Source organism: Shewanella livingstonensis (genome assembly GCF_003855395.1).
Taxonomy (GTDB): Bacteria; Pseudomonadota; Gammaproteobacteria; order Enterobacterales; family Shewanellaceae; genus Shewanella; species Shewanella livingstonensis.
Genome location: NZ_CP034015.1, coordinates 3,350,487 through 3,376,551, shown reverse-complemented (window position 1 = coordinate 3,376,551; position 26,065 = coordinate 3,350,487). Strand labels below are relative to the sequence as shown.

The 26,065-nt window shown below is 42.5% G+C and carries 21 protein-coding genes; 14 read left to right on the top strand and 7 right to left on the bottom strand.

The window, feature by feature from the left end:
* Positions 1-162 precede the first annotated feature (162 nt).
* Complete coding sequence (locus tag EGC82_RS14565; protein ID WP_124731402.1) at positions 163-2,163, top strand: methyl-accepting chemotaxis protein; 2,001 nt, start codon at positions 163-165, stop codon at positions 2,161-2,163.
* A gap of 190 nt (positions 2,164-2,353) precedes the next feature.
* Here EGC82_RS14565 and EGC82_RS14560 read toward each other — a convergent pair whose 3' ends face one another.
* The 4 genes from EGC82_RS14560 to EGC82_RS14545 form a co-directional block, all read right to left on the bottom strand.
* The gene (locus EGC82_RS14560) at positions 2,354-2,896 is read right to left on the bottom strand and encodes a DUF1415 domain-containing protein (RefSeq protein ID WP_124731401.1); all 543 of its coding nucleotides are present in this window, start codon (positions 2,894-2,896) and stop codon (positions 2,354-2,356) included.
* Positions 2,897-2,925: 29 nt separating this feature from the next.
* Positions 2,926-3,531, bottom strand: coding sequence for a LysE family translocator (locus tag EGC82_RS14555; RefSeq protein WP_101086703.1), 606 nt, complete (start codon positions 3,529-3,531; stop codon positions 2,926-2,928).
* Between the two features lie 303 nt (positions 3,532-3,834).
* On the bottom strand, positions 3,835-4,653 hold the full coding sequence (locus tag EGC82_RS14550; protein ID WP_124731400.1) for a DUF2797 domain-containing protein: 819 nt from the start codon (positions 4,651-4,653) through the stop codon (positions 3,835-3,837).
* Between the two features lie 100 nt (positions 4,654-4,753).
* Complete coding sequence (locus tag EGC82_RS14545; RefSeq protein WP_124731399.1) at positions 4,754-5,260, bottom strand: glycine cleavage system transcriptional repressor; 507 nt, start codon at positions 5,258-5,260, stop codon at positions 4,754-4,756.
* Between the two features lie 295 nt (positions 5,261-5,555).
* On the opposite strand from EGC82_RS14545, the gene EGC82_RS14540 reads away from it, so the two are divergent.
* From EGC82_RS14540 to EGC82_RS14515, 6 genes are all read left to right on the top strand, one after another.
* A complete protein-coding gene (locus tag EGC82_RS14540) occupies positions 5,556-7,811 on the top strand; it encodes an ABC transporter permease subunit (RefSeq protein WP_124731398.1) in 2,256 nt (751 codons plus the stop codon).
* Positions 7,812-7,869: 58 nt separating this feature from the next.
* The gene (gene pstA, locus EGC82_RS14535) at positions 7,870-9,531 is read left to right on the top strand and encodes a phosphate ABC transporter permease PstA (RefSeq protein WP_124731397.1); all 1,662 of its coding nucleotides are present in this window, start codon (positions 7,870-7,872) and stop codon (positions 9,529-9,531) included.
* Between the two features lie 27 nt (positions 9,532-9,558).
* Entirely contained in the window at positions 9,559-10,377 is an 819-nt protein-coding gene (pstB, locus tag EGC82_RS14530; RefSeq protein ID WP_124731396.1) for a phosphate ABC transporter ATP-binding protein PstB, read from the top strand.
* Between the two features lie 48 nt (positions 10,378-10,425).
* Positions 10,426-11,130 (top strand): phosphate signaling complex protein PhoU, encoded by a 705-nt coding sequence (gene phoU / locus EGC82_RS14525; protein ID WP_041412865.1) that lies wholly within the window; start codon positions 10,426-10,428, stop codon positions 11,128-11,130.
* Positions 11,131-11,352: 222 nt separating this feature from the next.
* A complete protein-coding gene (locus EGC82_RS14520) occupies positions 11,353-11,934 on the top strand; it encodes a DUF502 domain-containing protein (RefSeq protein WP_124731395.1) in 582 nt (193 codons plus the stop codon).
* A gap of 278 nt (positions 11,935-12,212) precedes the next feature.
* Entirely contained in the window at positions 12,213-12,569 is a 357-nt protein-coding gene (locus EGC82_RS14515; protein WP_124732666.1) for a YajD family HNH nuclease, read from the top strand.
* A 294-nt stretch (positions 12,570-12,863) separates the two neighbouring features.
* Here the strand turns inward: EGC82_RS14515 and EGC82_RS14510 are convergent, their stop codons facing one another.
* A complete protein-coding gene (locus tag EGC82_RS14510) occupies positions 12,864-13,091 on the bottom strand; it encodes a DUF1289 domain-containing protein (protein WP_102037323.1) in 228 nt (75 codons plus the stop codon).
* A 79-nt stretch (positions 13,092-13,170) separates the two neighbouring features.
* On the opposite strand from EGC82_RS14510, the gene EGC82_RS14505 reads away from it, so the two are divergent.
* The 7 genes from EGC82_RS14505 (at position 13,171) to EGC82_RS14475 (ending at position 21,936) form a co-directional block, all read left to right on the top strand.
* Entirely contained in the window at positions 13,171-14,532 is a 1,362-nt protein-coding gene (locus EGC82_RS14505) for a methyltransferase (protein ID WP_124731394.1), read from the top strand.
* Between the two features lie 256 nt (positions 14,533-14,788).
* Positions 14,789-15,838, top strand: coding sequence for a 3-oxoacyl-ACP synthase III (locus tag EGC82_RS14500; protein ID WP_124731393.1), 1,050 nt, complete (start codon positions 14,789-14,791; stop codon positions 15,836-15,838).
* Positions 15,839-15,896: 58 nt separating this feature from the next.
* Positions 15,897-16,772 (top strand): alpha/beta fold hydrolase, encoded by an 876-nt coding sequence (locus tag EGC82_RS14495; protein WP_124731392.1) that lies wholly within the window; start codon positions 15,897-15,899, stop codon positions 16,770-16,772.
* 124 nt (positions 16,773-16,896) lie between these two features.
* Entirely contained in the window at positions 16,897-18,591 is a 1,695-nt protein-coding gene (gene oleC, locus EGC82_RS14490; RefSeq protein WP_124731391.1) for an olefin beta-lactone synthetase, read from the top strand.
* 44 nt (positions 18,592-18,635) lie between these two features.
* A complete protein-coding gene (gene oleD, locus EGC82_RS14485) occupies positions 18,636-19,685 on the top strand; it encodes a 2-alkyl-3-oxoalkanoate reductase (RefSeq protein WP_124731390.1) in 1,050 nt (349 codons plus the stop codon).
* Positions 19,686-20,025: 340 nt separating this feature from the next.
* Positions 20,026-21,210 (top strand): methionine gamma-lyase, encoded by a 1,185-nt coding sequence (gene megL, locus EGC82_RS14480; RefSeq protein WP_124731389.1) that lies wholly within the window; start codon positions 20,026-20,028, stop codon positions 21,208-21,210.
* A gap of 444 nt (positions 21,211-21,654) precedes the next feature.
* Positions 21,655-21,936: a GIY-YIG nuclease family protein gene (locus tag EGC82_RS14475; RefSeq protein ID WP_124731388.1), complete on the top strand. Its 282-nt coding sequence runs from the start codon at positions 21,655-21,657 to the stop codon at positions 21,934-21,936.
* 1,608 nt (positions 21,937-23,544) lie between these two features.
* Here the strand turns inward: EGC82_RS14475 and EGC82_RS14470 are convergent.
* Positions 23,545-23,940 (bottom strand): hypothetical protein, encoded by a 396-nt coding sequence (locus tag EGC82_RS14470; protein WP_124731387.1) that lies wholly within the window; start codon positions 23,938-23,940, stop codon positions 23,545-23,547.
* Positions 23,940-26,045 carry a bifunctional diguanylate cyclase/phosphodiesterase gene (locus EGC82_RS14465; RefSeq protein WP_124731386.1) on the bottom strand — a complete coding sequence of 702 codons (2,106 nt, stop codon included), beginning with the start codon at positions 26,043-26,045 and terminating at the stop codon, positions 23,940-23,942. Before EGC82_RS14465 ends, EGC82_RS14470 begins: the two co-directional genes overlap by 1 nt.
* Positions 26,046-26,065: the final 20 nt, after the last annotated feature.

The window sequence follows — 26,065 nt, the reverse complement described above, 5'->3', positions numbered from 1 at the left end:
ACTCAATTATATGTATTTAAAGCATTATTAAATTAAAAGAAACTAAATTAGCTGTGAGCTAGATCTGAGTTTGTTGTAAAGTCTTTACCTAAATCTATCAATGTGGTTTATGGTTTGATGTAGAAAAACGTATTTACCGAAAGAGTTTTAAAAGGATGATGTATGAATTGGCAATGGATTAGCAATCTCAATATTTCGCGCAAACTGGCTTTACTGGTTATTCCCCCTTTACTCACTAGTATTCTATTTGGTGGTATGTACCTTACAAATGAATACAAAACTCAACATCAATTAGCATTGGTTATCGACCTCACTCAAGTCGCCATTATCAATAGCTCATTAGTGCATGAGCTGCAAAAAGAGCGCGGCATGAGTGCCGGTTTTCTCGGTTCAAAAGGGCAAGCATTTAAAGATAATTTATCAACACAACGTTCTGAAACCGATTTGCAGATCCAACGTTTTAACCTTTTTGCCCAGCAAGATGATTTTCCTCAACAATTGCAATCTACTTACGACGAAGTTGCCTCAGCCTTAAATCAACTTGATAAAATGCGCAATAACGTCAGTGCTCTTAACATCAGCGTTGCCGACCAAGTAAGCTATTACACCCACATCAATACGTTACTATTATCGATGGTTGATAGTGCGGCTAGTCAAAGTGTAGACAGCCAAATAGGTATAAAGCTCAAATCATTCGGCGCATTTTTACAATTAAAAGAACGTGCAGGAATAGAGCGAGCAGTACTTAGTACGACTTTTGGTCATAATAAATTTGCACCGGGTTTATATCGCAAATTTGTCACCTTAGTAGCAGAACAACAAACATATGCCGAGCGATTTATTGCCGCAGCCAGCCCAGAAAATATCCAAGTATTCAAACAAGCTCAACAAAATAGTGCCATGGCGAACGTTAATCAACTTCGAGAAATTGCCTTTGCTCAAGACAGTACTGCAATGGCGCAGCAAAACCCTGAAGATTGGTTTAAGACAGCAACGACTCGAATTGAGCTCTTAACCCAACTAGAAAAACAGTTCAACCAAGATTTGTCACAGTTAAGTCAAGATAAACTGTCACAAGCTACCCAACATATGTATATCACGGGTAGTATTTTATTATTGGCGCTACTGTTTGTGATTATGGTGAGCATAATTGTTTCAGGATACTTGCATCGCAGCTTGAGCCAGCTACATAAGCAAGTGTTACATGCCGGCACTCAGTTTGATTTAACCACTCGTATAGCCCATCAGTCAGATGATGAGTTTGGCCAAATTTCGATAGCATTTAATCAAATGATGGCCGAGTTTGAACACGTTATAACCCAAGTGCGCGGTAATGCCATTAGCTTGGTTCATGCGGTCGAACAAATGAATGGTTTTACTCGCTCAATGCAAGCCGATGTTCAGCAAGGTTCATCAGAAGCGGAGCAAGTCGCATCAGCTATGACTGAAATGAGCGCAACGGTTCACGAAATTGCCGCCAATGCAGTGCAAGTTTCAGAGGCGTCAGCCAATGCCAATATCGAAGTGCAAAGTGGTAACCACGACGTTAGTAAAACCAGTGATGCAATTCAATTGTTGGCTAGAGAAATAGCCGATGCCGCGCAAAGTATTGAACGTCTAGATAAAGATGTACAAGACATTGTGACCATTTTAGCGGTCATCAGCTCCATTGCTGACCAAACTAATTTACTCGCATTAAATGCGGCAATCGAAGCCGCTAGAGCAGGCGAACAAGGTCGTGGCTTTGCTGTTGTTGCAGATGAAGTTCGTAGCTTAGCGCAGCGCTCACAACGTTCTACTGAAGATATTAAAACGATGACCGATAGGCTTAAAGCCGGTGCAGCCATTGCGGTTAGCGCAATGACACGAGGCCAAGAACAAGCGCAACAAAGTGTTACAGAATCTCAACATGCAGGCAATGAGCTTAAATTGATTGCTCAACACGTTGGTGTGATTGACAGCATGAACCAGCAAATTGCCGCTTCAACACATGAACAATCAGCGGTGGCCGAAGAAGTTAACCGTAATGCGATGAAAATTACTGAAATCTATCACCATACGCAGGAGATATCACAACAGATTGCTTTGCTAAATGACAATCTACTAAGTGATGCTAGCAACATGTCCCAACAAGTCAGCAAGTTTACCCTCTCTAAAAGCTAAAATGACAAGGAAAGAGCCTAGATGCGAGAACGCTTTGCGGCTAGAGGCTATAAAAGCATGAGCAACCAAGTCGGAAGGTTTTTTGCTACACTACGGATGCAGCTGTTATCTGCCTTTATAGCCGCTCAGCGTCTAGCAGGACGAAGTCCGCCCTAGTTTCTAGGCTTGATATCGCTGATTATTTCTCAACTCATTTAGTGCAATGCTGCAGTAATTGGATAAAAAAATCGCTACCTTTACGCTCTGCAAAAGCAATATTACGCTCAGGAATCGATTCAGGATCGCTATAGTTGGCTAACGCGAATTCCATGCTAGCTTCACGGATAATATGCAGACAAGGGTAAGGCGCACGATTAGTAAAATTAGCCGCACTGTCTTGTGGTTCACCTTCAAAGCAATAGTCTGGATGAAATGTGGCTAATTGATAAACGCCTTCATAGCCTTGCTCAATTAACTCATCGGTAGCGTAATCGACTAAATCTAAATAAGGGTAAAAACCTTCAAAACCTCGTGGCAAAATAAACAGTGTAGTTTCAGTATCAGGATGACTATCTAAGTATTTGCACTCTTCAATTAGCGCCTTTAACACGGCTTTTGTTTTCGTTTCTTCAATGGCAACATAACGAATGCTGGCTCGTTCAACTTCTCGACGTGCAAATGGGCAAATGTTGTATTTCATAATGACATCTTTTACCCAGTTTTCGGTGTGAGTAAGACATTCATGTTGTTCCATTACTTAACCTTTTAACGCTAAAAAATTGATTAGTGGGTTGCTGGCGGTAACATCATTGGAATAATCGATGCTACTAATAATAAAGCCATAGTGATATTAAAAATACGTTGTTGACGCTCATTTTTAAGCAAACGTTTTAGTGCTACTCCAAATCCAAGCCACACAATTGCACATGGAAATGCCACGCATAAAAATACGCTGGCAATAGTCACTACTTGGCTATTGATCTCTTGCTGCACGGAGGTAAATGTTGCAATGGCACCTACTGCCATAATCCACCCCTTTGGATTTACCCATTGAAATGCTGCAGCTTGTAAAAAGCTAAACGGTTTGCTTACTTTTTTACCTTCCATTTTGCTGCTGCTATTGGCAATCAGCCATGACAGATAAAGTAGGTAACTAATACCAATCACTTTAATCACAATATGAATGAAAGGATATGCTTGAAATATTGCGCTTAATCCAAGCCCAACCGCTAATATCATGGTAGGAAAACCGAGGCTAATGCCCATTAAGTGCGGAATGCTGCGCTTAATACCAAAATTAACCCCAGAGGTCATTAGCATAATGTTGTTAGGGCCAGGAGTAATTCCGGCAGAAAAAGCAAATAAAGCAATGGCGAATACTAACTCCATGAAAAGGTCTCTATAGTGAATTAATAAGGTGTTTTTATGAATCGAATTTTAGGGGAAATGAGTGATTCACCATAATGATTTTTTTAACGCTTGGTTAAATTTGTCATGTTAAGACTAAAAAAATGCTCATTTTATTGTTAACGCTTTGATATTTTGAAAATAAATTATTAGTTACTAAGTGTAATTCTTGTTGATTACTTTCACTTAACGAGTTCAAATTTTACCTTTGAACTCGTTATTTTGGCATGTAGAAGGTTTTAGCGATTAAATTGCAAATCATTAGTAAGTTAATCGCTAAATAGTTTAATAGCTAACGTCTACTTCATAAGATGAAAACTTACGAATATTAATGACCCCAGTATCAAAAATAAGGTATTGGCCTTTAATGCCTTGCAAAATACCGCTGACTTCTGCAACTTTATCAAAATTATGCGATTTAACTTTTACCGGGAACTGCGTAATTGGGTAGCTAATCGCTTGAATATTGGCATCAAGGCGTTCAATGACAATGTCTTGATATTCCGCAGCTAAGGCTTGCAGTTTATCTTCAATTAATGGGATAAGTTGAGCCGCTTGTTCTACCAAGTCCACATCATCATTATGGCCTTTGAGCATCGCTTGCCAATGGGTTTTATCGTTAATGAATTTTGCTAATTCAATTTCGATTAATCCCGACATTTTGCGCGTCGATACTTTAAAAATAGGTAATCCCTGAGTCGCGCCTTGATCGATCCAACGGGTTGGGATTTGAGTATGGCGAGTAATACCGACTTTAATACCTGAGGTATTAGACAAATAGACATAGTGGGGTACAAAGCAATTTGACATGGCCCATTCTGGTTCACGGCAAGTGCCTTTATCAAAATGGCATGTTTCTGGTTTCATAATACACAGATCGCAACTGGCCAGTTTAGACATGCAAACGTAGCAATGACCTTGAGAATAACTCTTCTTAGTCTTTTTACCACAGTTGCTGCAAAAAATATTACCTGTGTGAGTCATGGTTAATGACTTACCAATAAGCGGGTTAAGCGCTAAACGCGCTTCACCAACAGGCAGATGATATTCCACCTCATGATTATCATTAAGGTGGGTTTTCAGTTTTGATAGCGTTCCAAACATGGTTAATCCATTTTTATCATCATTATTTTGTGGCAGTTTAACAGATGATGAAACTGGATTTTAGGCTTAATTGAGTTCCTTGTGCATGTTAACGGTTCGTTTAAGCTGATTTAATGAGTTTATCTAATACTACGTCATCACCCATTTCATAAAGCGATGCTTTAATTTGCTCCTCTTGACTTGGGTCGGTTAGGCCTAATGCCATGGTGGCTCTAAATAATGCAATGCCGGTGTGGCTAGCCGTTTCGTATTGGCTACTAAACTGTTCAATATTTACACCTAGTGCATTCATTTTATTAGAGATGTGTAACACAATCCCTGGGCGGTCATATGCCACTAAATTGTAATGTAGATGCTTAATCGGCTTAGCACTTAAGGTCGTTTTAGCAAAGGTTAAGGTTAAACCGTCAATGCATTCTAAGGCATCAATTAGCTCATCCCATTTTAGTGCTGGAACTTCTAATTGTAATATAGCGGCAAAAACACCGTCTATATGACGCATTTCTGAGTCTAGCCAGTTGCCACCATGTCGACTTACAACATTGGCAATTTGTTCTACTAGGCCTTTTCTATCAGGTGCTTGAAGAGTAATGAGATAACGCATCATTCGATATTTCTCCTATAAACAATGTCTGTAACACAAATGTCATATTTACGTCATATAATCGCAGCCACTTAAGATTGTGTTATGGTTTTATTGCTGTCTTACAACAGTTTTGCTGTTGTTTTACGATAATTTATCTACAAGCTAACCTGGGTGGTTTATAGGCTAATATGAGTAATTTAAAACTTAAATTAGCGGCATAAATTAGTTAGCTTAGTCATAAATATTTATTGTTAGCATAGTAAACTGCACATTCAAAGCGCTAATTATGGCATCGATTAATTATTAGAGGTTCTTAATGGAAAGTCAGGTCAATAAACCTGGTTCTGCGGAAAAAAGTCTACTCGTTGATAGGCATGCAACCCGCAGAGCATTTAAGGATAAAGCAGCAGAAATTGGGGTAACCGTTGGCGGCACATTAGTGTTTGTCACCTTGTTACTAATATTTTTCTATTTGCTGTATGTCATCAAACCTATTTTTGATGGGGCACACATAGAACCGGTTACCAGTGTCAGTTATCAACATACTGATGCTAAAACCTTAATGGTTGGCAGTGATGAACAAAACGAAGTGCTCTATCGGGTGACCGAGTTGGGTACGGTAGATTTTTATTCAGCCATTAACGGTGAATTAATTTCGTCATTTAAGCCTAAGATTCCTCAAGGAACAACAGTAACTAGCAGTGCCAAATCAAGCCCAAGCGAGCAACGTTTCGCATTAGGGCTGAGCAATGGTCAAGTGATTGTTGTGGGTATTGAGTTTGGTTTAACGTATCCAGACAATAAACGCTTAATTACCCCAGCCTTACGCTATCCGATGGGTGAAACACCATTGACGATTAATAGTGATGGTGCAGTTTATAATTTGGTGTTTGATTTTAGCGATAGTCGCATGAGCTTTGCTTACCAAGATGTAAATGGTGCTTGGAAGCTTAATCGCCAAGAAGGCGAAGAAAACATGATGACTGAAGAGATTGAGTGGTCATCAGTTGAGGTGTTTATTGAAGATGCACCTGGTCATGTTACTTCGGCAATTATGACTCCAGATCATCGTCAACTTATATTGAGCGCCAATAATAAACTGTTTATCTATAACACTCGCGACGCCGACTCAGTTGAATTACTTCAAGTTGTTGACGTTAAAAAAGCTAATGCCGAAGTAAAGCAAGTTAACTTACTTGCGGGTGCCAGCTCAATTATAGTCAGTTATGACAGCGGCATTGTCAGTCAATACTTTCAAGTGAACAGTGAAAAAGGCCGTTTATATCAGCAAATTCGAGAGTTTGATGATATTGCTCCAGTCAGTGTTATGGCAACTGAGTTTTATCGTAAAAGCTTTGCCGTGTTAAGTGAAGAAGGTGAGTTAACTCTGCTTTACACATCAAGCGAGCGTGAGTTATTCGATGAGAAATTTCAGTTAACTAACCCTGGTAAAATGGCATTTAGCCCGCGTTCAAATGCCTTAGTCATTGAAGCCGATAACAAGCTTAACCTTTTCTCTGTTGAAAACAGTCATCCAGAAATATCGTGGAGCGCACTGTGGGAGAAAGTCTGGTACGAAGGTTATCCAGAGCCACAATATGTGTGGCAATCAACCTCAGGTTCTGACGATTTTGAAGCTAAGTTGAGCTTAATGCCACTGGCCTTTGGTACCATGAAAGCGGCATTTTACGCCATGCTATTTGCGGCGCCATTAGCGATTGCAGGGGCGATTTATACCGCTTACTTCATGACGCCAAAAGTCCGCAACGTGGTTAAGCCTACCATTGAAATTATGGAAGCATTACCGACGGTTATTTTGGGTTTCTTGGCTGGTTTATGGTTAGCGCCACTGATTGAAGATCACTTACCCGGCATTGTGGTGTTGTTGATGTTATTGCCCACATCAATACTGACTACCGCATTTGCTTGGAGTAAATTACCAGAAAAATGGAAGCAGCGCTTACCAGAAACTTACCAAGAGCTGATGTTATTGCCAGTGATTATATTTGTTGGTTGGTTGTCGTTTGCGATTAGCCCAATGATTGAAGTGGCATTATTTGACGGCAATACGCGTCAGTTTATTACCAACGATTTAGGCATCACATTCGATCAACGTAACGCGTTGGTGGTGGGTATTGCCATGGGTTTTGCGGTTATTCCAACTATATTTTCTATTGCTGAAGATGCGATTTTCTCTGTGCCACGTCATCTATCAAACGGCAGTTTGGCATTAGGTGCAACCAATTGGCAAACCCTCACTAGAGTGGTATTACTTACCGCCAGTCCGGGTATTTTCTCGGCCATCATGATGGGACTAGGCCGCGCAGTAGGTGAAACCATGATTGTATTAATGGCAACCGGCAATACTGCAATCCTTGAGTGGAGCGTGTTTGAAGGTATGCGTACCTTGGCGGCAAACATTGCCGTAGAAATGCCTGAGTCGGCCATTGGCAGCACGCATTATCGCGTATTGTTCTTAGCCGCCTTTGTATTGTTCGTGTTCACCTTCTTCTTTAATACGATTGCTGAAGTGGTTCGCCAACGTTTACGCGAACGTTATAGCTCACTGTAAGGAAAGATGATGACTCAATTAATGATTAATTCGCCAATCGCCTTGAGAGGTTTGTGCAATGGGTAAGTGGTTTAAATCAGGTTCACCGTGGATTTGGATGACTGGTGGTGCCGTTAGTATCAGTTTGATTGCCGTATTAGGCTTATTACTGTTAATCGCGTGGCGTGGCTTAAGTTACTTTTGGCCAGCTGATGTTTATGAATGGCAACTTGAAGACAATAACGGGATTAAAAGTACCCTTATTGGTGAAATATACGACCGTGAAGAAGTGCCGACAGAGCGTTTAATTTCAGCCGGACATAAGTTTACCAAGCACCCGGGTGAGTTTGTAACCCGTTACTTGGTCAAAACCGGTAACCGTGAGTTTGTTGGCCTCGATTTTCGTTGGATTCTAGCCACAGACATCGTTAGTCGTTCAGTCCCGGCTGATGTCGCTAAGCTTGAACGTACTAAAAATGGTAACTTTTACGGTTACCCTATAGCGGTGATTGAAGACGGTAAACGCTTAGAGTTAACAAGCGAAGCAGATATAGAAGCGTCTTTGTTCGACCATATAGACCGTGCAGTAGCCATTTCTGACGAAGCCTTAGCGTTGCAAAAAAGCGATATTGGCTCGATAAATTATCAAATGGAGCGTCTACGTTTAAAAGAACGTGGTTATGAGCTAGATGGCGAGTTAACCGCTGAACGTAAAGCCGACATTAAGGCGCAAATTGAGCAGCTTAATCAAGACTACTTAGTGCTTGAAAAAGACTTGTTTGCTCTACGTGATAAAGCGGCGCGTGATTCAGTTGTGGTTAAAGACATGCGTGGCGTTGAAGTGACCTTGCAACTGGACTCTATTTTAGACGTAAGTTATGTCAACCACATGAGCTTACTCGGTAAAGTCGGACACTGGTTTGTTGGTATTGGGCGCTTTGTGAGTGATGACCCGCGTGAAGCCAATACCGAAGGTGGGGTGTTCCCAGCCATATTCGGTACTGTATTTATGGTGATGCTCATGGCCGTTATTGTGACCCCATTTGGGGTTATCGCAGCCATTTACTTACATGAATACGCTAAAAAAGGCCCTATTACTAAGATGATCCGCATCGCGGTAATCAACTTAGCCGGTGTGCCGTCAATTGTTTATGGTGTGTTTGGTTTAGGTTTCTTTGTGTACATGATGGGTGGATCAATTGACCAATTGTTCTTTCCTGAAGCGCTACCAGCGCCGACATTTGGCTCTCCAGGGGTGATTTGGTCGGCATTAACCTTAGCCATTTTAACCTTGCCAGTGGTCATTGTATCGACCGAAGAAGGCTTAAGCCGTATTCCAAGTGCAGTACGTCAAGGCAGTTTGGCATTAGGTGCAACCAAAGCCGAGACCTTATGGCGCATTGTCATTCCAATGGCGAGTCCAGCTATTATGACCGGTTTGATTTTGGCCGTGGCCCGTGCTGCTGGTGAAGTCGCGCCGTTGATGCTGGTGGGTGTGGTAAAGTTAGCCCCAACATTACCGATTGATATGAACTTCCCGTTTGTGCATTTAGAGCGAAAGTTCATGCACTTAGGTTTCCATATTTACGATGTAGGCTTCCAAAGCCCTAACGTAGAAGCTGCTCGTCCATTAGTGTATGCAACTTCGTTTTTATTAGTATCTGTAATTGTTGCTCTTAATTTAACCGCTATCAGCGTGCGCAACCATTTACGTGAAAAATTCCGTTCGCTAGAACATTAATTAGCGATATCCCGAGGAAAGACAAAAATGATTTCTATTGATAGTTCAGCAATGAAAACAGAAGCGGTTGATTTAGTTAACTTGCCGGCACAGGATACCGCTCTTGAGATCCGTAACCTCAATTTACGTTACGGAGACAAACAAGCGTTATTTGATGTGTCGATGAAGATCCCTAAGAAACAAGTTACTGCCTTTATTGGCCCAAGTGGTTGTGGTAAATCAACGCTTTTACGTTGTATTAACCGCATGAATGACTTGGTTGATATTTGTAAAATTGACGGTGAAATCTTGCTTCATGGGCAAAATATTTATGACAAAAAAGTCGATGTCGCCGCATTACGCCGTAATGTCGGCATGGTGTTCCAGCGTCCTAATCCGTTTCCTAAGTCAATTTACGAAAACGTAGTGTATGGTTTACGTTTACAAGGATTGAGCAACCGTCGTGATTTAGATGAAGCTGCTGAGCGCTCTTTACGCGGCGCGGCTATTTGGGACGAAGTGAAAGACCGTCTTCACGACAATGCTTTTGGATTGTCAGGTGGTCAGCAACAACGTTTAGTGATTGCTCGTGCCATTGCCATCGAGCCAGAAGTATTACTACTCGATGAGCCAACATCGGCACTAGATCCAATATCAACCTTAACTATTGAAGAGTTGATCACCGAGTTAAAGCAACAATATACCGTGGTAATTGTGACGCATAACATGCAACAAGCGGCACGTGTGTCTGATCAAACTGCCTTTATGTACATGGGTGAATTGGTTGAATATGCTGATACCAACACTATTTTCACGACCCCTAAAAAGCGTAAAACCGAAGATTATATTACCGGTCGTTACGGTTAATCTTGCTCAAAACGCTTTTAATTAACAGACAGAATTTAGGTGGGTATCATGGAAAAAATGAATTTAAGTAAACATATCTCAGGTCAGTTTAATGCCGAGCTTGACGATATTCGTAATCGCGTACTAGCCATGGGCGGTTTAGTTGAACGTCAACTTGAGCAGGCGCTTGATGCTCTGGCAACCCTTGACTCAGAACTTGCCCAGCAAGTGATTGAAGGCGATCACAAAGTCAATGGCATGGAAGTGGCTATTGATGAAGAGTGCACCCGTATTATTGCTAAGCGCCAACCTGCTGCCAGCGATTTACGCTTGATTTTGGCCATTTCTAAAACCATTACCGATCTTGAGCGTATTGGTGATGCCTGTGTTCGTATTGCTAAAGCCGCGGTAGAAAAGCGCGCTAATAGCCAGCAGCCGTTATTGGTGAGCATTGAAAACATGGGCCGTCATGCCACACGTATGCTGCACTCAACCTTAGATGCATTAGCCCGTATGGATGCCGACCAAGCATTTGAGTTACACAAAGAAGATGCGAAATTAGACAAAGAGTATGAAGGTATTATCCGTCAATTAATGACCCATATGATGGAAGACCCTCGCTCAATTCCTGGTGTGTTAGACGTATTATGGGCTGCACGTGCGGTTGAACGTGTCGGCGACCGTTGCAAAAACATCTGCGAATACGTGATTTATTATGTAAAGGGTAAAGACGTTCGTCATATTTCTTATGAAGAAATGGAAAAAGAGCTGTAACTTCGCCTCTTTTTGCTTGCGTCCTCTCGTTTAGCTAAAGAGGGCTGTAGGTTAGTCTATCTCCTCTCATTAAGAGTTGAGCTTACTGTTTTAAATGCGCCTTACGTTTATTGTTTATCTATTAAACAGCTAAACGTAGGGCGTTTTTTATTTAGCGGTTTAGCAGGATATTTGTTATCTTTGCCGGCTAGCTAATCTGCTCTATTGTTGAAGACTATTTCTATGAAAAATACCCTTGCTCGTGGTTTAACTAATTTATTACCTATGGTGCTATCCATTTGGCTTTTTTGGTCATTGTTTATCTCACTTGATGGCTTAGGTAAATTATTACTCGATATTGTCGGCATCAAACCTGTTTTTGTGGGCGCAGGTTTTTGTTTGGTAGCAAGTGTTGTGTTTGTTGCTGGATTATTATTTTCAGTTAGCCCTATTGCGTGGGTTTATGGTTGGATTGAAAGCCAGCTAATGAAGTTTCCATTGTTTAAGTCGGTTTATGGCAGCATTCGAGATATTGCCAGTTTAATGAATCGCGATGGCCAACCCAAAACTCAAAAAACGGTATTAGTTAAACAAGCCAACGGTAGTTATGTGGTTGGTTTTATTATGAGTGAGTTTGCACCACAGCCGCTTGCAGATGCATTGCCTGAAGGTGAATGGGTGCCAGTATTATTCCAATTAAGTTATCAAATCGCCGGAGTGACCAGCTTAGTAAAGCGTGAAGACTTAATTAGTGTTGATTGGTCGTTCGAAGATGCGATGCGCTTTAATTTAACCGCCGGAATATCGAATACTAAAGAAGGGTAACCGTAGGTGGAGCGATAACGATCGATAACAGCGAACGCTGTGCTGATGGTAAAAGTGCTTAAATACTAAATACTAAATACTAAATACTAAATACTAGGCACTAGAGCGGACTGTCTTGCTAGTTCGATAGTCATCTCTTGTCATCGCTCTTCATCGTTTTTTTGACTTTGCACGTATAGTCGTAGCAGTATCATCGCTAAATAAGATACTACAAACAATTGCCCCCAACGGAAACAGTGATTATCCTTGGGGTAATTTTATTGATGAGTGATAAATTAATGTCAGCCAACGAAAGTAAATTAGACAAAGTATTAGCTGAAGCCAGAGACTACAAAGCCTCCCGAGAAAAGGGCTACCGTGAACAAGCACTCAAACTCTATCCTTGGGTTTGCGGCCGCTGCACTCGCGAGTTCACCAATAAAAACTTATCTGAATTGACCGTGCATCATCGCGACCATAATCACGATAATAACCCGTCAGACGGCACCAATTGGGAATTATTATGTTTGTACTGTCACGACAACGAACATTCTCGTTTTGAAGAATTGATCCGTTATGGCAGCACCACAGAAACCAAACAAGCAGCCGCTACTTTCAACCCCTTTGCAGACTTAAAAGCAATGATGAAGAAGTAGAGCTAGAGGGTCGAAGCGGTTAAGAACGATAAAAGTCGATGACAAGCGATAAAAGCCGAGGCGCTAGGTCGCTTCGCGGCGAGATGCTATAAAATCAAATTCAAAAGATACAATCTTAAGGGCTAGCTTACATCATGGTAATACTTCTGAGCGGGGATCTGCTTGATGTTTTACCGTGGTTATAGAAGCGAAGCGCACTAGCTGGACGCAGTCCGCCCTAGCATCTAGGCTTGTTACCGCTTGTTACCGCTTGTAATCGCTCGTTATCACCTGTTATCGCACTTTTTCTCAACGTTACCGCTTGATTCGCTTTTCAGCTTCCAACCATTTTGCTCTCGACAATGTTTGACTGTTACCGTCACCTGAAAATTGTTGTTTTCTATCGGCTAATTTATCGCAAATCTGTTTTTTTTGCTCATCACTTGCCTGTGACCAAATCACAATTTCATCAATGTGGCGAAAACAGCCCATGCAATAATCGTCAGCATTTAAGCCACAACGGGCGACACAAGGTGAGTGCATAGTTTACAATTCCGATTTAGGTATTCAATGGACTGCATCCTATCATTTCAATCAGCTAAGGTTAACCATAAGCAGTCATATGCCAGCAATCGATTATCATCACACCTTCAAGGCACTCGACTCACTTCTTGATGCTCTAAGACCCTTGTGGCAGCTAGTTGCGTTTGAGTGTGACCACTTACCTTGGCAGCAGAGCTTTCCGCAATTAGCTCAAAAAGTGTGGCAGCTTGATGATGCTGAAATAGATAATCTTGATGCAAGCCAGCAACAGTTAGTTGATACATTACTGCCCAGCTTGATAAGCGATCTAAAACACAGTCAAAGGCCAGTTGCTGATGAACTCATTAGCTGGTTAAGCTTGTTAGTCATCACTTCGGCTACAAGAGCCATTAACAATGACAATGTTCAATGGTTAACTGCCGATAAATCGCAACATAACGATCCTAAAAACGATGATCTGATAAAAAGTCCTCAACCAAAAAATCACAGTGGGAATGACGATTTAAGCCATTTTAATGTCCATATTAAAGGGCGAAAATGGCAACAAATCACCGCATTTGCGGAGCAAGTGGATCCACAACATCATCCCCAATTACCTCGATTACCCATTTTAGAATGGTGTGCAGGTAAAGGACACCTAGGCCGTCTGGTGGCTAAGCAGCAAGCCGTTGTAGTGACCAGTCTCGAGTGGCAAACGAGTTTATGCGCACAAGGCCAAATATTTGCTGAACAATGGCAAATACCACAAACCTTTATTTGTGCAGATGCTTTTGCGCCAATAGATGCAAGTAAACCACTATTGTTAATCGACCAACATGCCATTGCATTACATGCCTGTGGCGATTTACATACACGTTTACTTAAACTTGCGGCCTCAGCAGGCACTCGAGTCATTTCTATTTCGCCGTGCTGTTATCATTTGATAGAGCATGAACATTATCAACCGCTATCGGCTTTAGCCAAAGCCAGTGCGCTCAAGCTTTCTAAACATGATTTACAGCTGCCATTGCAACAAAGTGTCATTGCTGGCACTAAAAAACGACTACTGCGTAATCAAGAGGTATCATGGCGCTTAGGATTTGATAGTTTGCAGCGAGATATTCGAGGTGTAGAGGCTTATTTACCGGTGCCGACCATTAAAAAAAGTCAGCTTAGCGGCAGTTTTAGTGATTTTTGCCTATGGGCTGCAAATCAAAAGCATTTATTTATATCCAGTGAGATTAATTTAAGCCATTATTTGCACCGCGGTATTGAGCGCCAACGGCTGACTAAGCGAATCGATTTAGTGGCACATTTATTTCGCCGAGCGTTAGAGCATTGGTTGTTGCTCGATCGGGTGTGTTTTTTACAAGAGCAGGGCTATGCCGTTACGTTGACTGAATTTTGTGCAAACAGTGTTACGCCACGAAATGCCTTGATCCAAGCAATTAAAACAAACTAATAGCAGCTTTTGTCACAAAACTGTAAATTAAACCTTTGTTTATACTAGTCTATTTAGCTTAAAACTGTAAAAATCAACAAACTAGTTAATCAAACAATAAAATCTAACCACAAAGTATTCTCCCAACTTACTGCATTGGCTTGCTGTTTTTGATTGAATAATTAAGCCATTCTTGTTCAAATGGCGGGTTAATAACGAATAACAACTATTCTAGTGGCTTTTGTGCTTGCTAGAGCGAAGCGAATTATACGGTTTAATGAAATATTCACGCGTCTTTATCAATAGTCTGGCTTATGAGCTAGCACCACAAGTAGTGTCGAGTAGCGATTTAGAATCTCGCTTGGCCCCGCTTTATCAAAAGTTTCGTATTCCTATGGGGCAACTTGCTGCATTAACCGGAATTACTGAGCGTCGCTGGTGGCCTAAAGGTTACCGCTTATCTGACGGCGCTATTGCCGCTGCACGCAAAGCTATGAATGAAACCGGTATTAATGTCAGCGATTTAGGTGCGGTAGTTTACACTGGAGTATGCCGTGATCAACACGAACCTGCTACAGCTTGTCGCATTGCTGCAGAGTTAGGCGTGTCTAAAGACACAGCAATTTACGATATCAGTAATGCCTGTTTGGGTGTGTTGTCGGGTATTTTAGATATTGCTAATAGAATAGAGCTTGGCCAAATCAAAGCCGGTATGGTGGTGTCGTGCGAATCAGCGCGAGACATCGTCGATGCAACTATCGACCACATGCTTGCTGAGCCAACGATGCAAAATTTTGCTCAGTCACTGGCCACATTAACCGGTGGTTCAGGCGCAGTGGCGGTGATTTTAACGGACGGCACTTTGCCGCTTAAAACGACTCGTCAACATCAGCTATTGGGCGCAAGCCATTTGTCTGCACCTGAACATCACCAATTGTGTCAATGGGGCCTGCAAGAAGCTGGGCACTTATTGTATCGCGAGTTTATGCGCACAGATGCCGTCACTTTGCTTAAAGAAGGTGTCGAGCTTGCTAAGCACACTTGGGAACACTTTTTAGAGCAACGTGACTGGGTCGTCGAACAAGTCGACAAAGTGATTTGCCATCAAGTGGGTGCATCAAACCGTCGCCAAGTGCTTAATGCATTAAACATCCCCCACGAAAAAGAATATCCAACCTATCAAACATTGGGCAACATGGGCACTGTGTCACTACCTGTAACCGCCGCTATTGCTCACGATGAAGGCTTTTTACGTGTTGGCGACCAAGTCAGCTTTTTAGGCATAGGCAGTGGTTTAAACTGCATGATGTTAGGAATTAAGTGGTAGGCCATGGGCTGCACTGAGTTTTTGCATTTCATTATAAAAATAGTTAACAGGATGCATCATGCTAGACAACTTACTGCCCTTTAAAAGTCATTATTTAGACCGTAACGGCAATAAACTCCATTACATCAACGAAGGCCAAGGCGAGCCAGTAGTGATGGTGCACGGTAACCCGAGTTGGAGTTACTACTACCGTAACCTAGTGAGCGCGTTGAGCGATCAACACCAGTGTATTGTGCCAGACCATATTGGTTGCGGCTTATCAGACAAGCCCGATGATCCACAATACGATTACACCTTAAAAAACCGTATTGATGATTTAGAAGCCTTGCTTGACAGCCTTGATGTAAAACAAAACATCACCCTCGTGGTTCACGATTGGGGCGGAATGATTGGTATGGGCTTTGCTGCTCGTTATCCTGAGCGCATCAAACGCATTGTGTGTTTAAACACTGCCGCGTTTCATCTTCCTAAAACTAAGCCATTTCCCTGGGCATTGTGGATTTGCCGCGAAACCCTACTAGGCACCTTGTTGGTTCGTGGTTGTAATGCATTTTCGTCAGCCGCATCCTATGTAGGTGTTAAACGCAAACCCATGTCTAAAGAAGTGCGTGAAGCTTACGTAGCGCCGTTTAACTCGTGGAAAAACCGTATTTCGACCTTACGCTTTGTACAAGACATTCCACTCAAACCTGGCGACAGAAACTACGACCTAGTGACTAGTATTGGCGATAGCTTAAGCGAGTTTGCTGAAGTACCGACATTGATTTGTTTTGGTTTACAAGATTTTGTATTCGATAAGTATTTTTTAGAAGAATGGCGACAGCGAATGCCTCACGCCACGGTGCATGAGTTTGCTGACTGCGGTCATTACATTCTTGAAGATGCCAGCGACGAAGTGATTGGCTTAATTAAAGACTTTATCGCAAAAAATTAATTACACCCTAAAAGGCTCATTTGAGCCTTTTAGCTATTTAATCGTCTAAAATTATCTATATATTGGCTCGTTATTGTCGTTAGCCAGCATATGCGTTATTCACATTAGCCCAAAATGAAGCCACATGACTCAAACCTCTGCACTTGCTAATGCCAATATCTGTCAGCACCTTAAAACGGCTGCGCAAACTATGCCTGCCGGACTTGCTGTTGCAGTGCAACACGTTAAGCAAGGCCAGTTTAATTATCAAGAAATCAACTTTGCGACCTTACACCAACAATCAAACATGATTGCCAAAGGGCTTATTCAATACGGCATCAAGCGTGGCATGAAAGCGGTGTTAATGGTCACCCCAAGCATTGAGTTTTTCTCGTTAACCTTTGGCTTATTTAAAGCGGGTATTATTCCGATTTTAGTCGACCCTGGTATGGGCATCAAAAATCTTAAGCAGTGTTTTGAAGAGTCTCAGCCCGATGTATTTATTGGCATCCCTAAAGCACATATTGCCAGGCGCGTACTGGGTTGGGGCAAAGGCAGTGTTAAACAGGTTATTAATGTCGGTGGTTCAGGTTTACAGCGTTGGCTAGCCAATGCCACCAGTCTTGAAACTATTATAGAAATAGGCCGAAATGAGGCTTATCCCTTTGAAATGGCCTTGTTAAAACCAGATGATATGGCGGCCATTTTATTTACCAGTGGCAGCACAGGTACCCCAAAAGGCGTGGTGTACAGCCACGCCATGTTTGAAGCACAAATCAGTGCTCTAAAACATGATTATGGCATTAGCCCAGGTGAGCGCGACTTAGCAACGTTTCCGCTGTTTTCATTATTTGGCCCTGCGCTTGGCATGGCATCGATTGTGCCAGACATGGACGCCAGTAAACCGATAACGGCAAATCCTGCTCATTTGTTTGCCGCAATAGAACAATATCAATGCAGCAACATGTTTGTTAACCCAGCCTTGTTAGAGCGCTTAGGTCAAGCAGGCGAGCAAACTCAGCATAAACTAAACAGCGTTAAGCGAGTCATATCAGCTGGCGCACCGGCAACCATTAGCTCGATTAAACGCTTTAGCCAAATGCTCAATCCACAGGTTGAAGTGCTTAATTCTTACGGTGCGACAGAATCTTTGCCCATCAGCATGATCGGCAGCCACGCATTGTTTGCGACCAGCGAATTAACCGACCAAGGCAAAGGCATTTGTGTCGGCAAACCAATATCGTCGGTAAGTGTGGATATTATTGCCATCACAGATAAGGCCCAACCTCATTGGGCTGAAGTCAAAAAACTTGCCACCAATGAAATTGGCGAGATTGTCGTGAGCGGCCCAATGGTCAGCCAAGCCTATTATCAACGTCAACATGCCACTGAGTTAGCGAAAATTAATGACGGTGAACACGTTAAGCACCGCTTGGGTGACGTGGGGTATGTAGACGATAACGGCTTACTGTGGATGTGTGGTCGTAAAGGCCATATTGTTGATGCTACGCGTGGTCAACAAAGAATCAAACGCTTTTACACCTTACCGTGTGAGCGCGTATTTAACACCCATCCACAAGTAAAACGTTCAGCCATTGTGGGTGTTAAGGTGGGCAATAATACCGTGCCGGTATTGTGCGTTGAACTACAAAAAGACATCGTATGCTCAACCTCTAAAGCTCTGTATCAAGAGTTATTAACGTTGGCAGAGCAATATCCGCATACCGACGGAATAGGACGCTTTTTAATTCATCCTCAATTCCCGGTCGACGTGCGTCATAACGCAAAAATATTCAGAGAAAAACTGGCGGTTTGGGCACAAAAGCAGTGGAAAGAATAAGCCTCGTCTTAAAGTCGTCTTAAAGTATCAATAAGGTCATCAGCATGAATCTGACAGAGTTACATCCTCTAGAGCAAACCGCGCTTAAGCAATTAGCATTGTCGGTGAGCAAAGTGTTGGTTACCGGGGCGGGTGGTTTTCTCGGTTTGGCTCTTTGTCAGCGTTTATTAGCCGCCGGAATTGAGGTAGTTGGGTTTGCCAGAGGCCACTATCCTAAACTAGTCGAACTGGGCGTCGATATGCGTCAAGGCGATATTAGTGACTACAAAAGCGTTAAACAAGCCATGCAAGGTTGCGACATGGTATTTCATGTAGCATCAAAGGCAGGTGTTTGGGGCAGTAAACAAAGCTATTACTCGCCCAATGTCGATGGTGCAAACAACATTATCAATGCTTGTAAAACGCTTAATATTAAACGTTTAGTCTATACCAGCACCCCAAGCGTGACGTTTGCCGGACGTGATGAAAACGGCATCAATGAGTCTGCACCTTACGCAGACTCATACCTCAATTACTATGGTGAATCTAAAGCCATAGCAGAGCAACATGTGCTTGCGGCTAATTCCGCTCAACTTTACACTACCGCTTTGCGGCCACACTTAATTTGGGGACCAAACGATCCTCATCTTGTGCCTAGAGTAATTGAGCGTGCACGGGCAGGGCGATTAAAGCTCGTGGGCCATGAAGATAAACGGGTCGATACCATTTATGTCGACAATGCTGCTTATGCCCATGTTTTAGCAGCGTTAGATTTAGTCACTAATGCTAAGTGCGCAGGTAAAGCATATTTTCTCAGTAATGATCAACCTATTACCATGGCAGATATGCTTAATCGTATTCTCGCGTGTGTTGATTTACCACCCGTAACCAAACGTGTACCTGCAAGTGTTGCTTATGTCGCAGGTGTGGTGCTCGAAACAGCATATGGTTTACTCAATAAATCTCAAGAACCTATCATGACGCGTTTTGTCGCAAGACAACTATCAACCAGCCATTACTTTGATATCAGCGCTGCCAAACAAGATTTAGGTTACCAACCGCTAGTGAGTATTGACCAAGGAATGGACAAGCTTAAGCAATCGCTCTCGCACTAACGGTTATCGTTGCTATTTAAGCTAGTTGTTTATGTTAGCGGCTTAAGATAGCAACTGGCTTTATCCGCCTGTTAACGATAATTCTAATGGTAAATCATCATTACTCAGATAACTTAACTGACCTTAAGCACGCCTGTGGGTAGCTCAAATATATTTACGATTGCCCCAAAGTAAATGATGCAAACAATTGTTTGTAAAATTGTTTTTACATCAGTTGCTGTAGTTATTTTTTAATAATCACTTGGTTATATTTTATTCCGCTGTATCTTAAATTCCGACCACCACAACAATAACCCCAAAGAGGGTAACAACTCATAACAAGGTGGCGCAGGGAGAAGCAATGCAAAATAACAATCAAGGTAAATGGAACTTAGCCACATTAGCCATTCATGGCGGACATCAACGCGAAGCTTTTGGCTCGCTCACCACTCCTTTATATCAAACCGCGACCTTTGTTTTTGACAGCGCCGAGCAAGGAGGAGCCCGTTTTGCAGGCGAAGAACCGGGTTACATTTATACTCGCCTCGGTAACCCAACCACAGCGGAACTTGAACGTAAAATGGCGCTACTAGAAGGCGCAGAAGACGCAGCTGCAACCGCATCGGGTATGGCAGCAGTATCAAGCGCATTATTGACGCATTTACATGCAGGCGATCATCTCGTAGCGTCTAAAGCTGTTTATGGCTGTACCTTCGCGCTAATGACCACCCAGCTAACGCGCTTAGGCATTACGAGTACATTAGTCGACTTCACCGACATGAACGCAGTTGAGGCCGCTATTAAGCCAAACACCAAAGTCTTGTTCTGCGAAACCCCAGTCAATCCGCATCTGCAAGTGTTTGACCTTACCGCGATGGCGAATGTCGCTAAAGCGCATAATCTGGTGTCAATCGTCGATAACACCTTTATGACGCCCTTATTACAACAGCCTTTAGCCATGGGGATTGACATGGTCATCCACAGCGCCACCAAGTATTTAAATGGCCACGGTGACGTCATAGCAGGCATTGTGTGCGGCAACGCAGAACACATGCACAGATTAAAGTATGAAATCTTAAAAGACTTTGGCGGAGTTATTTCCCCACACGATGCTTGGCTGATTTTACGCGGCTTAAAAACCTTAGACGTGCGCTTAACTCGTCATTGTGACAATGCAGAAGTACTAGCTGAATATTTAGATAAACACCCTAAATTCAGCCAGGTCTTTTACCCAGGTCTAAGCCATCATCAAGGCCATCGATTCATCGGCAATCAAATGAAACGCGCCGGTGGAGTGATTGCATTTGAGCTAAAAGGCAATAAGCAAGACGCAATCAATTTTGTTAATCGCTTAGGGCTATTCACTATTGCTGTAAGCTTAGGTGATGCTGAATCGCTGATCCAACATCCCGCATCAATGACCCATTCACCCTACACTCCAGAAGCTCGACTCGCCGCAGGCATCACTGACAACCTACTGCGTATCTCAGTCGGCTTAGAGAATGTACAAGACTTAATAGCAGACATAGAACAAGCATTGCTGTAGTTAAATTATACAAGCGGTAAGTCAAATGAAACACCTGGATCCCTGATACAAGCACTCAGGGATGACGGGCGGGTGGGGCAACACTTGCATGCCCAGTACAACACTAGTAGGTAATGCTTACCACTACTTCATACAAACAACGCCCACTACCACGTCGTCCTGCAATGCTGTTGAGCCGGAATCCAGGTGTTTGTTTTTTGCTTTTAATGCCCAAGCAAGGTCAAAATAAACACCTGGATCCCTGATACAAGCACTCAGGGATGACAGCAAGAAGATTACGACAACGCCCACTACTACGTCGTTCCGGCAATGCTTTTGAGCCGGAATCCAGGTGTTGTGTCTAGTTCTTGCATTCAGTAACAGGATTCTGAATTTTGTTAAGGAACAACGAAGCTCGCATTTAACTGCTATATTTTGAGATTACGTTAATTGAGTTAAGTGTTTATGGATAAGCAATCATATATTTACATCATGGCTAATCGGCCCAATGGCACACTCTATACTGGAGTGACGTCTGATTTAATCAGACGAAATTGGGAGCATAAAAATGGCTTGTCTGATGGCTTTACCAAAGAACATTCAATTAAAATGTTAGTTTACTACGAAGTATTTGATGACATCTATAATGCCATTACCAGAGAGAAACAGCTTAAAAACTGGAAGCGAGAATGGAAAATTCAATTAATTGAAAAGTTCAATCCTCGTTGGGAAGACCTCGAAATTTAAATATTTAATCAAGGTCAACAGAAACACCTGGATCCCTGATAAAAGCACTCAGGGATGACGTGCGGGTGGTGCAACAACTACATGCCCAGTACAACGCTAGTAGGTAATGCTTACCACTACTTTATACAAACAAACCCCCACTACTCCGTCTTTTGCTATTCGTATTAAAACACAGCCCACTACCACGTCGTTCCGGCAATGCTTTTGAGCCGGAATCCAGGTGTTAGCTTTTTGCTTTTTTACAAGGTCAAAAGAAACACCTGGATCCCTGATACGAGCACTCAGGGATGACGGGCGGGTGGGGCAACCGCTATATACTCAAGCAAGGTCAACAGCAACACCTGGATCCCCAATTAAAGCATTTGAGGATGACGGCATAGGGCAGTATTCAAACAATGCCCACTACCACGTCTTTTGCTAATTCGTATTCAGATGGTGCCCACTACTACGTCGTTCCGGCAATGCTTTTGAGCCGGAATCCAGGTGTTGGCTTTTTGCTTTTAATGCTCAAGCAAGGTCAACAGAAACACCTGGATCCCTGATAACAGATCTCCGGGATGACAGATTAAAGAAACACCTGGATCCCCAATTAAAGCATTTGAGGATGACGGCATAGGGCAGTATTCAAACAATGCCCACTACCACGTCTTTTGCTAATTCGTATTCAGATGGTGCCCACTACAACGTCGTTCCGGCAACGCTTTTGAGCCGGAATCCAGGTGTTGGCTTTTTGCTTTTTTACAAGGTCAAAAGAAACACCTGGATCCCTGATACGAGCACTCAGGGATGACAGATTAGAGAAACACCTGGATCCCCAACTAAAGCATTTGAAGATGACGGCATAGGGCAATATTCAAACAACGCCCACTACAACGTCGTTCCGGCAACGCTTTTGAGCCGGAATCCAGGTGTTAGCTTTTTGCTTTTAATGCTCAAGCAAGGTCAAAAGAAACACCTGGATACCTGATACGAGCACTCAGGGATGACAGATTAGAGAAACACCTGGATCCCCAACTAAAGCATTTGAAGATGACGGCATAGGGCAGTATTCAAACAATGCCCACTACCACGTCTTTTGCTAATTCGTATTCAGATGGTGCCCACTACTACGTCGTTCCGGCAATGCTTTTGAGCCGGAATCCAGGTGTTGGCTTTTTGCTTTTAATGCTCAAGCAAGGTCAACAGAAACACCTGGATCCCTGATAACAGATCTCAGGGATGACAGATTAGAGAAACACCTGGATCCCTGATAACAGATCTCAGAGATGACAGATTAGAGAAACACCTGGATCCCCAACTAAAGCATTTGAAGATGACGGCATAGGGCAATATTCAAACAACGCCCACTACAACGTCGTTCCGGCAACGCTTTTGAGCCGGAATCCAGGTGTTGGCTTTTGCACAAGGTCAACAGCAACACCTGGATCCCTGATACAAGCACTCAGGGATGACGCGCGGGTGGGGCGACAGCTTTACCTAGAACCTATGATCTCGTACCCAGAACCCAGGATCTCGTACCTAGAACCTTCCCTTACAAACACCCACAAAAAAGCCCAAATTAATGGGCTTCTGTTTAGCTAAGCTAATTAATGAAAGCTAGCTTTTAGATTAGTTACTAGAGATTGTTCCAGCGCCACCGCCTGAACCGCCGCCAAAACCTGGGCCGCCTGGAGCAGGAGCTGCACCAAATGCGCCGCCACCTGCGGTTTGTGCATCTTCAAGATTTGCCGCAACAATAGCTGGGTCAACGCCATTAGCAATTGCAATGGCTAAAATCTCATCAGAACTTAAACCTGCAGCAACGGCCGCTTTTAATGCTTCAATAATCAAAGCTTCATCGCCATTAGCCGCAACAAGTGAATTAGCTAATTGGGTAGCAGCCTCTGAAACAGGAACCGTTTGAGTGCTAGCAGTTAGAGTATCTTCAGCAGCCATTACACCAGCAGACATGCCGGCAGTCATTAATGCTGAAACTAATAACAAGGTTAATTTATTTTTGCGCATTATTCTGCCTCGTGGTTTGGTGAATGACTAAAGTAGTTCAACTGCAATGCACTGATCCATGTACTAGTTGCATTTGCAGGGATTATTGTACTGAAATTTCGTACAGCATACAATCCATTGCCTTGTAAACCATCGATGTTCATGAGTGAAAAGTACTCACCTATAACAGCCGACTCAACCTGTGGTGCAATGATTTTAATGCCAATACCGTGACAAATTTGAATCACTGTTTGCACAAAAAAGCGCGTATCAGATTGAGCTATATCACGCACATAGCTAGGATCAATCTTAATGTAATCAATGTTTAAGTTTCTAATGTAGCAAAATGAACTTAAACTAGAACCAAAACGTTCAATGGCAATATCAATATCTAACTGTTTCGCTCGGGTAATAAACTTCTCTGTTGATTCCAGCGAAAGCATCGCACCAGACTCGTTAAATTCATACAAAAGTGGTGGAAGTGTTTTATGCAGTTTTTGGTATAAATCAAATAACCAATCGGTAAACACCGGATTATGCAGTGCACGATTACTAATATTAATCGCCACTCGGGTATGTTCAATGTGCTGAAGTTTATAAAAAATAAAGCACACAACAGCTTGTTCGAGATCTTGTAATACACCTAATCTTTCAGCCATGGCAAACACATCTAATGTAGATAGGTTTTCACCCTCTACTTTAAAGCGTACAAAAGACTCTACATACAAAATGGATTGATTATCGTCCACAACTGGTTGCAACATTAAATCGAATAATTTATCTAACGGAATACACTTAATAGCAAAGTCTTTACTATTAGAATGATTAATTTCATTTTTGAAATACTGAGTGAATTGGGTCAAAATACCCACCCATTCTTCTCGAGAATGATTCTTCTGCATTCCCTTGGCCGAAACTAATCCCTTGGTATTATCAGCATATTGATTGTGCACCAGCTGATTGTCTAAACGCATCACCACATCGGCAAAGTCTTCTTGGTGGTTTACACGAGTGATACTATGCTTTGCAAAGCCATTACTAAAGCGCGACGAGCTTTCAATTAAAATGCTAGAAGCAATTTGCTGGTCAACTTCTTTGGCCGCATCTTCAGTCAGCAAACTTAAAAACGCAAATTCAGACCCAGAGATACGGTATAGGGTCGCCTCTTGTAAACTCTTCATCTGTGTACTAAAAAGCGCTGCACCAGATAAAATATAGTCATCGCCACTGCCATAACCTTCATCGTCATTTACCTGCTTTAAAGAGGTCATCGACAATAAGCCTAAATAGAAACGGTTACCATGTTGTTCATACTCAGCTTGAATCGACTCAAACTTTTTTAACAATGCACGGCGATTAGGTAAGCCAGTGTGCGGGTCAATATAAACCTCATGCGACAAGGCTTCGGCTAATTTAGTTTGTTCGTTAAACGAGCGTTGAATATTCTCAATCATACGATTAATCGCATTAACTAAAGTGCGTAATTCAGAAGTAAAAGGCTTAATAGGATTAAGCTCAAAGCGCTTTTGAATTACCGACTCAGCTTGCTTTTCAATGCTACTCAGTGGGGTTAATACTGCCTTTAAAATAAAATAGACACATACTAATGCAAATGCTAGCAACAGCAAGGTCGAAGTAAAAGAGGTAACAGCATGATCCCATAAACTTTTGTAAGAGGTACCCGCGTGCGATTGCACTTCAAGTGTCCCCGCAATACGCCAGCCGTCACTTACCTCACTGGTCATTACCGGCGGGTGCAGCGTAAACCAATTGATAAACCATTGTGGCACTGCAAAATTGCCTTGAGGGTTGGTACGTTCAAACAACACTTTGCCGTCAAGGTCGGTAAATATAATGTGTTGATAATAACCCGAATCAAAAATGGCATTGGTCATGGTCTCGGCAATCACCAAACCTTCTTCATCCATATAAGGCGATATAGATAATCCTAAACTGTGCGCGGCCCCTTGTGCATGAGATGCCAGCTGCTCGTTTAAATAACCACGCATGTTCGACACATTGTTATATAACGCTGCACCAAAGCTAAAAATAGATAAACAACCTATCAGCAGATACAGCTGTAGCCGCAAAGACATTCCTTTTGTAAACATTTTCCATGTAAACATTGTTTGCTCCAGATCCTTTT